The 12,975-nt window shown below is 69.7% G+C and carries 11 protein-coding genes; 7 read left to right on the forward strand and 4 right to left on the reverse strand.

Going from position 1 to position 12,975, the window contains the following annotated elements:
* Positions 1 to 199 precede the first annotated feature (199 nt).
* Both AC1UKG_RS14770 and AC1UKG_RS14775 read right to left on the reverse strand, forming a co-directional pair.
* The gene (locus tag AC1UKG_RS14770) at positions 200 to 391 is read right to left on the reverse strand and encodes a DUF5703 family protein (protein ID WP_018215309.1); all 192 of its coding nucleotides are present in this window, start codon (positions 389 to 391) and stop codon (positions 200 to 202) included.
* 98 nt (positions 392 to 489) lie between these two features.
* A complete protein-coding gene (locus AC1UKG_RS14775) occupies positions 490 to 1,461 on the reverse strand; it encodes an aldo/keto reductase (RefSeq protein ID WP_018742604.1) in 972 nt (323 codons plus the stop codon).
* 185 nt (positions 1,462 to 1,646) lie between these two features.
* On the opposite strand from AC1UKG_RS14775, the gene AC1UKG_RS14780 reads away from it, so the two are divergent.
* The 6 genes from AC1UKG_RS14780 (at position 1,647) to mshC (ending at position 7,174) form a co-directional block, all read left to right on the forward strand.
* Positions 1,647 to 2,699 carry an LLM class F420-dependent oxidoreductase gene (locus AC1UKG_RS14780; protein WP_482642520.1) on the forward strand — a complete coding sequence of 351 codons (1,053 nt, stop codon included), beginning with the start codon at positions 1,647 to 1,649 and terminating at the stop codon, positions 2,697 to 2,699.
* Positions 2,696 to 3,532: an undecaprenyl-diphosphate phosphatase gene (locus AC1UKG_RS14785; protein WP_018742602.1), complete on the forward strand. Its 837-nt coding sequence runs from the start codon at positions 2,696 to 2,698 to the stop codon at positions 3,530 to 3,532. Before AC1UKG_RS14780 ends, AC1UKG_RS14785 begins: the two co-directional genes overlap by 4 nt.
* 69 nt (positions 3,533 to 3,601) lie before the next feature.
* Positions 3,602 to 4,309 (forward strand): histidine phosphatase family protein, encoded by a 708-nt coding sequence (locus AC1UKG_RS14790; protein WP_018742601.1) that lies wholly within the window; start codon positions 3,602 to 3,604, stop codon positions 4,307 to 4,309.
* 147 nt (positions 4,310 to 4,456) lie between these two features.
* The gene (locus AC1UKG_RS14795; protein WP_482642521.1) at positions 4,457 to 5,032 is read left to right on the forward strand and encodes a DUF3090 domain-containing protein; all 576 of its coding nucleotides are present in this window, start codon (positions 4,457 to 4,459) and stop codon (positions 5,030 to 5,032) included.
* Positions 5,029 to 5,868 carry an SCO1664 family protein gene (locus AC1UKG_RS14800; RefSeq protein ID WP_018742599.1) on the forward strand — a complete coding sequence of 280 codons (840 nt, stop codon included), beginning with the start codon at positions 5,029 to 5,031 and terminating at the stop codon, positions 5,866 to 5,868. Before AC1UKG_RS14795 ends, AC1UKG_RS14800 begins: the two co-directional genes overlap by 4 nt.
* A gap of 67 nt (positions 5,869 to 5,935) precedes the next feature.
* Positions 5,936 to 7,174, forward strand: a complete 1,239-nt coding sequence (gene mshC / locus AC1UKG_RS14805; RefSeq protein WP_018742598.1) for a cysteine--1-D-myo-inosityl 2-amino-2-deoxy-alpha-D-glucopyranoside ligase — start codon at positions 5,936 to 5,938, stop codon at positions 7,172 to 7,174.
* A gap of 132 nt (positions 7,175 to 7,306) precedes the next feature.
* Here the strand turns inward: mshC and AC1UKG_RS14810 are convergent, their stop codons facing one another.
* Positions 7,307 to 8,098 carry a GntR family transcriptional regulator gene (locus AC1UKG_RS14810; RefSeq protein ID WP_026271160.1) on the reverse strand — a complete coding sequence of 264 codons (792 nt, stop codon included), beginning with the start codon at positions 8,096 to 8,098 and terminating at the stop codon, positions 7,307 to 7,309.
* A 199-nt stretch (positions 8,099 to 8,297) separates the two neighbouring features.
* Positions 8,298 to 9,167, reverse strand: coding sequence for a PAC2 family protein (locus tag AC1UKG_RS14815; protein ID WP_018252797.1), 870 nt, complete (start codon positions 9,165 to 9,167; stop codon positions 8,298 to 8,300).
* Positions 9,168 to 9,428: 261 nt separating this feature from the next.
* On the opposite strand from AC1UKG_RS14815, the gene metH reads away from it, so the two are divergent.
* Complete coding sequence (gene metH, locus AC1UKG_RS14820; RefSeq protein WP_018813491.1) at positions 9,429 to 12,944, forward strand: methionine synthase; 3,516 nt, start codon at positions 9,429 to 9,431, stop codon at positions 12,942 to 12,944.
* Positions 12,945 to 12,975: the final 31 nt, after the last annotated feature.

Raw genomic sequence — 12,975 nt, forward strand, 5'->3', positions numbered from 1 at the left:
CGTCGGGGTGACTCCGTCCGGCTGTTCTGCCGCACAGTCCGTATCGACGATTGTCGTGGCAATCGGCGCTGTGGCCGGTCGGCTGGGCGCCTTGCACAGTATGCTACTGTAGCGCGTTAAACTCCACGGTGGATTATTGTGCCGACGGGCGTGCGCGGTGTGTGGTGGGTTCTCTCCACCGCCGTCCGGGCGGTGGCGGCTAGTAGGAGAGGCCGGGCGGTGGCGGGCTGATCCGGCGACGGCGCAGCACGACCTGCCGGGTCCCATCCCGGAACAGCCGGACTCGGGCCAGCTCCCAGCCGGAGAACTCCGCCTGGATGGCGAGCTGCGCCGCCGCGGTCAGCCGGTCAACGTTTGGGGGCAACCGTAGCGGCGCGTATTCGTAGTCCATGGCCTTATGCTGCCCATCCGCCCAGCCCAGCGCCACCCCGCAGGCACCCCCGGCCGGCCCGGTTATCCCAGGCCAGATGGGGTGCCTGCGGCCCGGAGTCAACCGTCGCGCTCCGGGTAGCCGACCGGGACGGCGGAGACGTCGTCGAGGGCAGTTTTGATCTCTTCCGGCAGGGTCATCTGTTCGACCTGGAGCGCGCCGAGTAACTGCCCCACCGTACGCGCGCCGAGGATCGGCGCGACGACCCCGGGCCGGTCGCGGATCCAGGCCAGCGCGACCTCCAGCGGGGAGACGCCGAGACCGCCGGCGGCGGTGGCAACCGCCTCCACGATGCTGGAGCAGCGCGGTTCCAGGTAGGTCGCGACGAACCGCTCGAAGTGCGGTGAGGCCGCCCGAGAGTCCGCTGGTCGGCCGTTTCGGTACTTGCCGGTCAAGACTCCCCGTCCCAGCGGCGACCAGGGCAACACCCCCAGCCCGAGGGCCGCGCAGGCCGGTAACACCTCCCGCTCGATGCCGCGTTCCAGTAGCGAGTACTCCACCTGGGCGGCGACCACCGGGGACCGGCCGGGCCAGGCCGCCTGCCAGGCCGCCGCACGCGCGGTCTGCCAGCCGGAGAAGTTGGCGACGCCCACATACCGGACCCGCCCGCTGGCGACCGCGTGGTCCAGCGCCGCGAGGGTCTCCTCCAACGGAGTGTCCGGGTCATACCCGTGCACCTGGAACAGGTCGACATGGTCGGTGCCGAGCCGCCGCAGTGACGCGTCCAGGGTCCGGAGTAGGTGCCCACGGGAGCCGTCGCGGCGCCGGCCGTTGCCCGGGCGTAGCCCCGCCTTGGTCGCGATCAGCAACTCCTCGCGGGGGACCAGGGTGCCCAGCAGTGAGCCGATGACCGACTCGGCGTCACCGTCACCGTAGACATCGGCGGTGTCGACCAGGTTGCCGCCAGCGTCGAGATAACCTTTCAGCTGGGCCGCCGCGTCGTCGGCGTCGGTGTCTCGGCCCCAGGTCATGGTGCCGAGCGCGAGCCGCGAAACCGCCAGCCCGCTTCGGCCGAGCGGTCGCTGTTGCATGGCTGAATCTTATTTCCATCAGGGGTCGCACCGATATCCTCGCTACCGCCCAGTCTGCCGCCCCGTTCGTCGCCGCGCTCCTCGAGGTACGTCGCGGCCCACGCTGTTTACGTGAGCCGGTGATCGAGGGGGGCCACGGTATTGCGTAACCTGATGCGACCTGTGGTGTGAATGGGGGAGGACTAGTGCGACTCGGGCTCAGCCTCGGTTACCAGACGGCGTGGAGTACCCCTGCCGACCATCTGGCTCTGGCTCAGGAGGCGGACCGGCTCGGCTACACGGTGGTGTGGGCGGCGGAGGCCTACGGCTCCGACTCGCCGAGCATGCTCGCCTGGATGGCCGGCCAGACCACACGGATCGAGCTGGGTAGCGCGGTGATGCAGATTCCCGGCCGTACGCCGGCGATGACCGCGATGACCGCCGCGACCATCGACGCCCTCTCTGGTGGCCGGTTCCGGCTCGGCCTGGGAGTTTCAGGTCCGCAGGTCTCTGAGGGCTGGCACGGCGTACGGTTCGGCCGGCCGCTCGCCCGGACCCGTGAGTTCGTCGACGTCGTTCGGCTGGCGGTGGCCCGCAAGGAGGTCATCTACAACGGCGACTTCTACACCCTGCCGCTGCCCGACGGCCCGGGCAAGGCGCTGCGCCTGGGCTTCCACCCGCCCCGGGAGTACATCCCGACGTACCTGGCTGCCGTCGGTCCGAAGAACCTGGAACTCGCGGGAGAGATCGCCGACGGCTGGCTCGCCGTCTTCTACGCGCCAGAGTTCGCCGCCGAGCAGCTCGCTGCGATCCGCGTTGGTCGGGCCCGCGCCGGTAAGGAGCTGTCTGGGTTCGATATGGTTCCCTCGGTGCCGGTGGTGATCGGTGACGATGTCGCCAGCTGCGCCGAACTGGTCCGCTGGTACGCCGCGCTCTACCTCGGTGGCATGGGCAGCCGGCAACAGAACTTCTACAACCAGCTCGCCACCCGGATGGGATACGGCGACGCTGCGCGCGAGGTGCAGGATCTGTACCTGGCCAAGCGGCACCGCGACGCGGCCGCCGCGGTGCCACTGGAGTTGATCGACCGCACCTCGCTGCTCGGTCCGAAGGAGCGCATCGCCGAGCGGATGCGGGAGTTCGCCGCCGCCGGCGTCACCACCCTGTCGGTGACCCTCTTCGTGGCCGATCGGGACAGCGGCGTGCAGACCCTACGGACCGTCGCCGAGGCGCTGGATCTCGCGGGAGTCGGGGAGTGACCTGGGTCGAGGCCATTGTCCTGGGCATCGTGCAGGGCCTGACCGAATTCCTGCCGATCAGCTCGTCGGGCCATCTGCGGATCACCTCAGCGATCTTCTTCGAGCGGGACGCCGGGGCGTCGTTCACCGCCGTCACCCAGCTCGGCACCGAGGCGGCGGTGCTTCTCTACTTCGCCAAGGACATCTGGCGAATCACCCGTACCTGGGTCGTCGGAATCTGGGACCGGTCGGTGCGCAGCAGCCTCGACTACCGGATGGGCTGGTACGTCATCGTCGGCTCGATTCCCATCGGTGTCTTCGGCCTCTTGTTCAAGGACCAGATCCGGGAGACCGCGCGAAACCTGTGGCTGGTTGCCAGCACCCTGATCCTGTTCGCCTTCGTGCTGGCATTCGCCGAGTACTGGGGCCGGCAGACGCGTACGCTGGAGAACTTCCGGATGCGCGACGGTGTGGTGATGGGTTTCGCGCAGGCGATGGCGCTGATTCCCGGCGTGTCCCGTTCGGGGGGGACGCTCACCGCCGGCCTGCTGCTCAACCTGACCCGGGAGACCGCGGCCCGCTACTCGTTCCTGCTGGCCATTCCCGCGGTGGTGATGTCGGGCGTGCTCAGTCTCGAGGATGTCTTCGCGCCGGCCGCCCCGGGCACCTCGGTGCCGAGCGGGGCACAGATGATCGTGGCCACGGCGGTCGCCTTCGCCGTGGGTTATGCGGCCATCGCCTGGCTGTTGCGCTACGTGGCGCACCACACCCTCTACATCTTTGTCCTGTACCGGGTGGCGTTGGGAACGCTGGTGCTCGCCCTGTTGCTGACCGGGACGATCAGCGCCACCTGACCCTCGCGCCGACGCGCCCGCGCACCGCCCGGAGCGCGTCGGCGGGCCAGGGGTGGGGTAGGCCCTAGGGTGGTCACCGTGGCGACCCTACTGCTCCTGCGACACGGCCGGACGACCGCGAACGCGGCCGGCGGGCTGGCCGGTCGGCAGCCGGTTGAGCTGGATGAGACCGGCCGTACCCAGGCCGCCGCGGTCGGCGAGCGGCTCCGGCTGCTCACCTGCGCGACTGTGGTGACCAGCCCGTTGGTCCGTTGTCGGCAGACCCTGGACCGGGCGTTGCCCGAGGCCGTGCCGGTGGTGGAGGAGAGGCTGACCGAGTGCGGTTACGGCAGCTGGGAGGGGCAGCCGCTGAAGCAGCTCGCGAAGGACCCGCTCTGGCCGGTCGTGCAGCAGCATCCCAGCGCGGCGGTCTTTCCGGGTGGGGAGGCGATGGCGAGCATGGCGGCCCGGGCGGTGGCCGCGGTGCGTTCCTGGGACGCTCGGGTGAGTGCGGAGCACGGGCCGGACGCGGTCTGGTTGGCCTGTACACACGGCGACGTGATCAAGGCGATCGTGGCGGACGCACTCGGCCTGCACCTGGACCTCTTCCAGCGTCTCGTCGTGGATCCGGCCTCGGTCACCGCGATCCGCTACACCCCGCTGCGTCCGTTTCTGGTGCGGCTCAACGACACCGGCGGCGATCTGACGGCGCTGGTGGCACCCCCGCCGAAACAAGGTGGGGGGAGCACCGCCGACTCGGACGCCGCGATCGGTGGCGGCGCCGGGGCCGGGGCCTGACCGCCGCGGACCCGCGTCGGCGCTGGCGAGGGGCGACGCGGCCCGGGTGGCCACGGCGGGGCCGCGGGTCGCCGTGGCGCGGATGCGCCGCGCCGATTCCGGTCGGTGGGGTGCGCGCTGTGCGGGTGCGCCGGATAGGGTCGAGGTATGACCCACCAGGTGCACGCCTTCGAGCCGCCGGAGCGGTTCGTCGCCGGAACCGTCGGGCCGCCGGGGGATCGCACGTTCTTCCTCCAGGCGCGCGGCGGTGGCCGGCTGGTCAGCGTCGCGCTGGAGAAGGTGCAGGTCTCACTGCTGGCGGAGAAGCTGGAGGAGTTGCTCTCCGAGGCGCAACGGCGGTTTGGGGTGAAGCTGCCGGAGACCGGCCCGGTCGGTGGTGACAACGACCCGCTGGACACACCCGTTGATGAGGAGTTCCGGGTCGGCACCCTGGGGCTGGCCTTTGACGTGGATACCGAGACGGTCGTGATCGAGGCGATCGCGGTCGGCGAGACCGAGGCCGAGGCCGAGGTTGGGCCCGAGGCTGCGGCTGAGGTCGAGTTGGATGAGTCCGACGACGACCTGGACCGGCTGCGGGTGCGGTTGACCCCGGAGGCGACGCGCGAGTTCATCGGACGGGCCCGGCGGGTGGTGAACGCGGGCCGGCCGCCGTGTCCGCTCTGCGGCCAACCCCTCGACCCCGTCGGTCACCTCTGCCCACGCCACAACGGCTACCACCGGTGACCTCATCCGGCCTGCGCCGCAGCTGGGACCGGGAGTGGCCCCGCCAGGACGATGATCCGTCGCTTCGGCTGCTCCGGGAGGGCGCGCTGGATCTGGAGGGGCGGCTGGTTGACGCCTCGAACACGACGTTGCGCGCGGCGTTGACCCTGGACGGGATGACCGCGCATTGTGTCTACAAGCCGGTCCGGGGTGAGCGGCCCCTGTGGGATTTCCCAGACGGCAATCTCGCCGGGCGTGAGGTCGCTGCATATCTCGTGTCCGCCGCCACGGGCTGGGACCTGGTGCCGCCGACGGTGCTGCGCGACGGGCCACTCGGCCCCGGCTCCTGCCAGCTGTGGATCGACGGGCCGGACGGGTTGGAGCCGCTGGTCGGGTTTGTTCCCGCCGACGCGCTGCCGTCTCAGTGGTTCGCGGTCGCGGCAGCACGGGACGACGAGGGCACCCCATATGCCTTGGCGCACGCCGACGACCCGCGGTTGGCTCGGCTGGCGGTGCTCGATGTGGTCATCAACAACGCCGACCGTAAGGGCGGACATGTTCTGGTCGGCCCGGACGGCCGAATCTACGGCGTGGACCACGGGGTCAGCTTCCACGTGGAGGAGAAGCTGCGTACGGTCCTGTGGGGCTGGGCGGGCCGCAAGCTGCCGGCGGAGGTGGTGGAGGTGCTCGCGGCGCTCGCCGACGCGGTCACCGGAGATCTGGGCGAGGAACTCGCCCAGTACCTCACCCGCGGTGAGATCGCCGAGGTTGCGGCCCGGATCGGGCGGCTGCGGGCCGCCGGTCGCTTCCCGCTGCCGTCGCCGCAGTGGCCGGCGATTCCGTGGCCACCCATGTGAGCGGCTGTCACCTTAGTCACCTCTCGGGTGCCCCGGAGTCCACTGCCGGCTGGTTAGGCTGGCGGTCATGGACTCTTGGGCGGAACACGAGGTGCCACGGCTACCGGGCCGGGGCGGGCCGCTGATGTTGTTTGACTCGGCCCGGCGAGGCACCACCGCCAGCCCGCTGGCCGGCACCGGCACAATGTACGTCTGCGGCATCACCCCGTATGACGCCACCCATCTCGGGCACGCCGCCACGATGATCACCTTCGACCTGATCCAGCGCGTGTGGCGGGATGCGGGACTGGACGTGACGTACGTGCAGAACGTCACGGACATCGATGATCCCCTGCTGGAGCGGGCCGCCCGGGACGGCGAGGACTGGAAGGTCCTGGCGATGCGGGAGACCGCCCTGTTCCGGGAGGACATGGAGGCGCTGCGGATCATCCCGCCGGAGCACTACGTCGGTGCGGTGGAGTCGATTCCAGACATCGCCGAGCGGGTCCTGACCCTGATGAAGGAGGGTGCTGCCTACCGGCTGGAGGACGGCACCGGCGATGTCTACTTCGACATCTCGGCCGCGCCCCGGTTCGGGTATGAGTCACACCTGAGCCGGGAGCAGATGCTGGAGATCTTTCCCGAGCGCGGTGGTGACCCGGATCGCGCGGGTAAACGCGACCCGCTTGATCCACTGTTGTGGCGTGGTGCCCGCTCGGACGAGCCGTCGTGGCCCGGCGGTGACCTGGGTCCGGGCCGCCCCGGCTGGCATATCGAGTGCGCCGTGATCGCGCTGAATCTGCTCGGGGAGCAGATCGATGTGCAGGGTGGCGGCAATGATCTGATCTTCCCCCATCATGAGTGTTCGGCCGCGCACGCCGAGTTGCTGACCGGGCAGGCCCCGTTCGCCGGGCACTACGTGCATGCCGGCATGATCGGCCTGGACGGGGAGAAGATGTCCAAGTCCCGCGGCAACCTGGTCTTCGTCTCCCGGTTGCGAGCCGACCAGGTGGACCCGATGGCGGTCCGGCTGGCCCTGATGAGCGGGCACTACCGCAGCGACCGCTCCTGGAACGACGAGCTGTTGGCGACCGCGCAGGAGCGGTTGGGCCGATGGCGCAGGGCCGCCGCGCTTCCCTGCGGGCCGTCCGCGGAGGCGCTTCTGGCTACGCTTCGCACGCGTCTCGCCGATGACCTCGACGCCCCGGGGGCGCTTGCGTTGGCGGACTCCTGGGCGGAGGCGGCGCTCCTCGGTACCGGCGACGACCCGGCGGCCCCCGCACTCTTCACCCGGTCCCTGGACGCCCTGCTCGGCGTCCGGTTGTGAGCGGCTGGGCGGTCCGATCGGCCGGGTCGGCGTTCGGGCCGCCGGGTAGCCCTTCGCCGCTTCGGCGGCTCGCCGCCTGGGCGGCCGCGATCGGGTACCGGGAGAGGGCGGGCTGGGCTGGTCGGAGCCCGATCAGCCGAGGACGAGCCCCGGATCCGGACCCGGATCGGTCGCCGGGGCGGGGATCCGGTACGCCTCGGTCAGGGTGGTGACCGGGCCGGGCCAGGTGGCCTGGGCGACCTCAATGGGCTTACGGCGCTCGTCGTAGGCGACGTGCAGCAGGTGGAGCACCGGGGTGTCGGGTCGGATCTGGAGTGTCTCCGCCTCGTCCCGACTGGGCTGCCGAGCACTGATCGTGTCGGTCGCGGTGACGTATCGCCGGCCGGTGGCTTCCTCGGCCTCCTGGTAGAGGGGGCGGCCGAACGCCTCGGCCCGTTCCAGTGCGGTGCCGGCGGTGTCGGTCGGTAGGAACCAGGCGGCGCCCAGCTCTACCGGGGAGTCCTCGGTACGGACCAGGTGCCGGCGACAGAGCAGTTCGGTGCCGTCGGATACGCCGAACGCGTCGGCGACCTCAGGCGGTGCGGGGGCGGGCCCGACGGAGACGAGCTGTTGCCGGTACCGGGCGGCGAGGTCGGTGTGGTAACCACGGAAACCGCCGTACCGACCCCGGGAGAGCCGGTGGAGACGGCGTCGGGTACCGCGGACGTATGTGCCGGATCCGGGCTTGGTGATCAGGATGCCCTCGACCCGTAGCTGGTCCACGGCGCGCTGCACGGTCTGCTTGGCGACGCCGAACATCTCGGCGATGGCCGGGATGGAGGGTAGCCGCTCGCCGGGGCCCCAGTCACCGCGGCGCACCTGTGCCTTGATCTGCGCGGCGATCTGGCGGTGCGGGAACTCGGCCGCACCCGGGTTGATCTGCATGCCCGCCTCCTCGATCATCACTAGGTTCCTAGGATGCCGTAGCGGGTGTGTCGTGTCCACACCCGACTCACCGCCACCGAAGGACGGCACAGGCCTACGAGCAGGGGGTGCGGTGATGCGTCACGTCGTCGCGGACAGAAAGCCGGGGTGGCCCGCCACCGTCACCGGTGGCGGGCCATGAGGATCAGCGTGCTCCGGGTTACCAGGAGCCGGCGGTAGGTCCGGCGGAGCCGCCGCGCCGACGCAGGTACTTCTCAAACTCCTGTGCGATCTCGTCCCCGGTCAGCGGGGTGATGCCGGCGTCACCGACCCGCTCCTCCAACTCGCGGACGTACTCACCAAGCTCGGCGTCCTGCTCTGCGGCGCCCCGGACCCGCTGCTCCCACTCGGCGGCCTCCTCGGCGAGGTCGGCCATCGGCACCGGCAGGTCCAGCACCTCCTCAACCCGGTGGAGCAGGGCCAGGGTCGCCTTGGGGCAGGGTGGGTTGTTGGCGTAGTGCGGCACATGCACCCAGAACGAGACCGCGTCCACCTCGGCCCGCGAGCAGGCATCGTGCAGGACCCCGACTATGCCGGTGGGCCCGTCGTAGCGGGTGGGGGTGAGCTGGAAGCGCTGCGCCGCGCCCTTGTCGGAGGCGCTCCCGCTGATCGGTAGCGGTCGGGTGTACGGCACGTCGGCCAAGAGCGCGCCGAGCAGCACCACCCGTTCGACCTCCAGGCTGTGGCAGATCTCCAGCACCTGCTCGCAGAAGGTGCGCCAGCGCATGCTCGGCTCGATACCACGGATCAGCACGACATCCCGCTCGGTACCGGCCGGGCTGGCGGCCATGAACCGGGTGGTGGGCCACTCCACCCGTCGGGTCTCGCCGGCCGACATCGCGATCGTGGGGCGGCTGACCTGGAAATCGTAGAAGTCTTCCGGATCCAGCTCGGTCACCGGCCGGGCCTGCCACACCTGTTCCAGGTGCTCGACGGCGGCCGTCGAGGCGTCGGCGGCGTCGTTCCAGCCTTCGAAGGCGGCGATGGCCACGGGGGACCGCAGAACCGGCAGTCCGTCGAACTCGGTCACGCGGTCACCTCGTCCCGCCCGTCGGGGCGGTGCCGGGCGAAAGCCCGATTGGCTGGCCGCCATGCATCGTGGCGTCGCTGTAGTCCCTCACGTCCGTCAGCCTACGTGCCAGGGGCGGGAACCGGACCGTCGGCCGCGCCGATCTACCAATCGACAAAACGGCTATTCTGGCGGTAAAAGGGCGACATGTGCTAGTTACACCATGTGGGACCGGAGGTCGGGGATAGACCACACCCCGTATTGTCGCAGTAACCTGAAGCTGTGGTGATCTCTGTGCTTGACGCGCTGACCGACCGGATCCTCGTCGCTGACGGGGCGATGGGGACCATGTTGCATGCGGCAGACCTGACTCTCGACGACTTCGATGGGCTGGAGGGCTGCAACGAAATCCTCAACGTGACCCGGGCGGACGCTGTTCGTGGCGTGCACGAGGCGTACCTGGCCGTGGGCGCAGACTGCATTGAAACCAATACTTTCGGCGCGAACCTGGCGAACCTGGCCGAGTATGGCATTGAGGGGCGCATCCGGGAGCTGTCCGAGGCCGGCGCCCGGCTGGCCCGCACCGCCGCCGACGCGTACGCGACACCGGAGCAGCCGCGCTTCGTCCTGGGCTCGATCGGGCCGGGCACGAAGCTGCCCACCCTTGGGCACGCCACGTACGCCGCGCTGCGGGACGCGTACCAGGAGAACGCCGTCGGCCTGATCGCCGGCGGGTCGGATGCGTTGATCATCGAGACCTGCCAGGACCTGCTTCAGGTGAAGGCGGCGGTGATCGGGTCGAAGCGGGCGATGGTCGAGCTGGGCCGATCGGTCCCGATCATCTGCCACATGGCGGTGGAGACCACCGGCACGATGTTGCTGGGCAGCGAGATCGGCGCTGCGCTCACCGCGATCGAGCCACTCGGCATCGACCTGATCGGGCTGAACTGCTCTACCGGCCCGGCGGAGATGGGCGAGCACCTGCGCTACCTGTCGCAGCACTCCCAGATTCCGGTGTCGGTGATGCCGAACGCCGGCCTGCCGGTCCTCACCTCCGACGGCGCGTACTTCCCGCTGACCCCGGATGAGATGGGCGATGCCCTGGAGCAGTTCGTCACCGACTACGGTGTGGCGCTGGTCGGCGGATGCTGCGGAAGCACGCCGGAGCACATCCGGGTGCTGGCCGAACGGATGCGTGGCCGGCGACCGCTGCTGCGCGAGCCACGGCCCGAGTCCGGTGCCTCGTCGATCTACCACCATGTCCCCTTCGCGCAGGACGCGAGCGTGCTGATGGTGGGGGAACGGACCAACGCCAACGGATCCAAGGCGTTCCGTGAGGCCATGCTCGCCGAGGATTGGCAGGGCTGCGTGGAGATCGCCCGTGGCCAGGCGCGGGACGGTTCGCACCTGTTGGACCTCTGCGTGGACTACGTGGGCCGCGACGGCACCCAGGACATGCGTGAGCTGGCCAGCCGGTTCGCCACCGCCTCCACGTTGCCGATCATGTTGGACTCGACCGAGCCGGGTGTGATCGAGGCGGGGCTGGAGACGCTCGGTGGCCGATGCGTGGTCAACTCGGTCAACTTCGAGGACGGCGACGGCCCCGACTCCCGATATGCCCGCCTGATGCCCGTGGTCACGGAACACGGCGCGGCGGTGGTGGCGCTGCTCATCGACGAGGAGGGGCAGGCGCGTACCAAGGACTGGAAGGTACGGGTGGCCACCCGGCTGATCGACGATCTGACCGGCCGTTGGGGGATGGCCCGTGCGGACATCCTGATTGACGCCCTGACCTTCCCGATCGCCACCGGGCAGGAGGAGACCCGGCGGGACGGGATCGAGACCATCGAGGCGATCCGAGAAATTGCTGCTCGTTACCCGGGGGTCAACTTCACCCTCGGTATCTCCAACGTCTCGTTCGGCCTCAACCCGGCGGCCCGGCAGGTGCTCAACTCGGTGTTTCTGCACGAGTGCGTCCAGGCCGGGCTGACCTCGGCGATCGTGCATGCCAGCAAGATCCTGCCGATGTCGAAGATTCCCGACGAGCAGCGGGAGATCGCACTCGATCTGATCTACGACCGACGCCGCGAAGGGTACGACCCGGTCCAGCGCTTCATCGAAGCCTTCGAGGGGGTTGACGCCGCCTCGGCGCGGGCCAGTCGAGCTGAGGAACTGGCCGCGCTGCCGCTTAGGGAGCGGCTCAAGCGCCGGATCATTGACGGCGAGCGCAACGGTCTCGAGGCCGATCTGGATGCGGCCCTCGCCAGCGGGTTGGCGGCGATGGCGGTTATCAACGACATTCTGCTGGATGGGATGAAGGTGGTCGGCGAGCTGTTCGGTTCCGGCCAGATGCAGCTGCCGTTCGTACTCCAGTCCGCCGAGGTGATGAAGTCCGCGGTGGCGTACCTGGAGCCGCACCTGGAGAAGGCAGACGACGGTGGTAAGGGACGGATCGTGCTCGCCACCGTGAAGGGCGACGTCCACGACATCGGCAAGAACCTGGTCGACATCATCCTGTCGAACAACGGCTATGAGGTGGTGAACATCGGGATCAAGCAGCCGATCAACGCCATCCTCGACGCCGCCGAGCAAAACCGCGCGGACGCGATCGGCATGTCGGGGCTGTTGGTGAAGAGCACCGTCATCATGAAGGAGAATCTGGTCGAGATGGCCACGCGGGGCGTTGCGGAGCGCTGGCCGGTCCTGCTGGGGGGCGCGGCGCTGACCCGCGCGTATGTCGAGGACGACCTGCGATCGATGTTCCCCGGCCAGGTGCACTACGCCCGGGATGCCTTCGAAGGGCTCTCCCTGATGGACCGGGTGATGGCCGCCAAGCGCGGTGGCGCACAGGTGGTGGACCCGGAACGGGAGGCGGCGCTGGCCGCGCGGCGGGAGCGGCGGGAGCGGCAGCGGGCGATCGTCAGCGAGTCGTTGCCGGAGCTGAACGATGCCTCCGTCCGCTCCGACGTGGCCACCGATGTGGAGGTGCCCACCCCACCGTTCTTCGGCACCCGGGTGGTCAAGGGGCTGCCCCTCGCCGACTACGCGGCCCTGCTCGACGAACGGGCGACCTTCCTCGGGCAGTGGGGACTGCGCGGCACCCGTGGCGGCAAGGGCCCCACCTACGAGGAGTTGGTGGAGACCGAGGGGCGGCCGCGGCTGCGCTACTGGCTGGACCGGCTCATCGCCGACCAGGTGCTTGAGGCGGCTGTGGTGTACGGCTACTTCCCGGCCTACTCCGACGGCAACGACCTGGTGGTGCTCGATGAGAACGGGCATGCTGAGCGGGCCCGGTTCACCTTCCCCCGGCAGCGCCAGGAGCGACGGCTCTGCTTGGCCGACTTCTTCCGTCCTCGCGGCGGTGAGCTTGACGTGGTGGCGCTACAGCTGGTCACGGTTGGTCAACCGATCAGTGAATATACGGCGAAGCTGTTCGCCCGGAACGAGTACCGCGACTATCTGGAGGTCCACGGGCTGTCGGTGCAGCTCACCGAGGCCCTCGCCGAGTACTGGCACCAGCGGGTCCGGGCCGAGCTGAGGCTGTCCGACGACCGTACGGTAGCCACCGCCGACCCGGCTGACCTGGCCGGGCTGCTGCGCAACGACTACCGGGGCTGCCGGTATGCCTTCGGCTACCCGGCCTGCCCTGACCTGGAGGATCGGGCGAAGCTCGTGGACCTGCTGGGGGCGGAACGGATCGGCGTGCAGCTGTCGGAGGAGTTCCAGCTCGTTCCGGAACAGGCTACCGATGCAATTGTCGTGCACCACCCGGAGGCGAGTTACTTTAACGCCAAGTGACACCTGGCCCGTCCGACCAGGTCCTGGTCAA

The sequence above is a fragment of the Salinispora sp. CH2A1_6 genome (assembly GCF_056820975.1).

What these genes read in the sequence shown, in the direction of transcription:
- AC1UKG_RS14770 (WP_018215309.1), bottom strand. Translation starts at nt 391, where the DNA reads ATGGACTACGAATACGCGCCGCTACGGTTGCCCCCAAACGTTGACCGG.
- AC1UKG_RS14775 (WP_018742604.1), bottom strand. Translation starts at nt 1,461, where the DNA reads ATGCAACAGCGACCGCTCGGCCGAAGCGGGCTGGCGGTTTCGCGGCTC.
- AC1UKG_RS14795 (WP_482642521.1), top strand. Translation starts at nt 4,457, where the DNA reads ATGACCCACCAGGTGCACGCCTTCGAGCCGCCGGAGCGGTTCGTCGCC.
- mshC (WP_018742598.1), top strand. Translation starts at nt 5,936, where the DNA reads ATGGACTCTTGGGCGGAACACGAGGTGCCACGGCTACCGGGCCGGGGC.
- AC1UKG_RS14810 (WP_026271160.1), bottom strand. Translation starts at nt 8,098, where the DNA reads ATGCAGATCAACCCGGGTGCGGCCGAGTTCCCGCACCGCCAGATCGCC.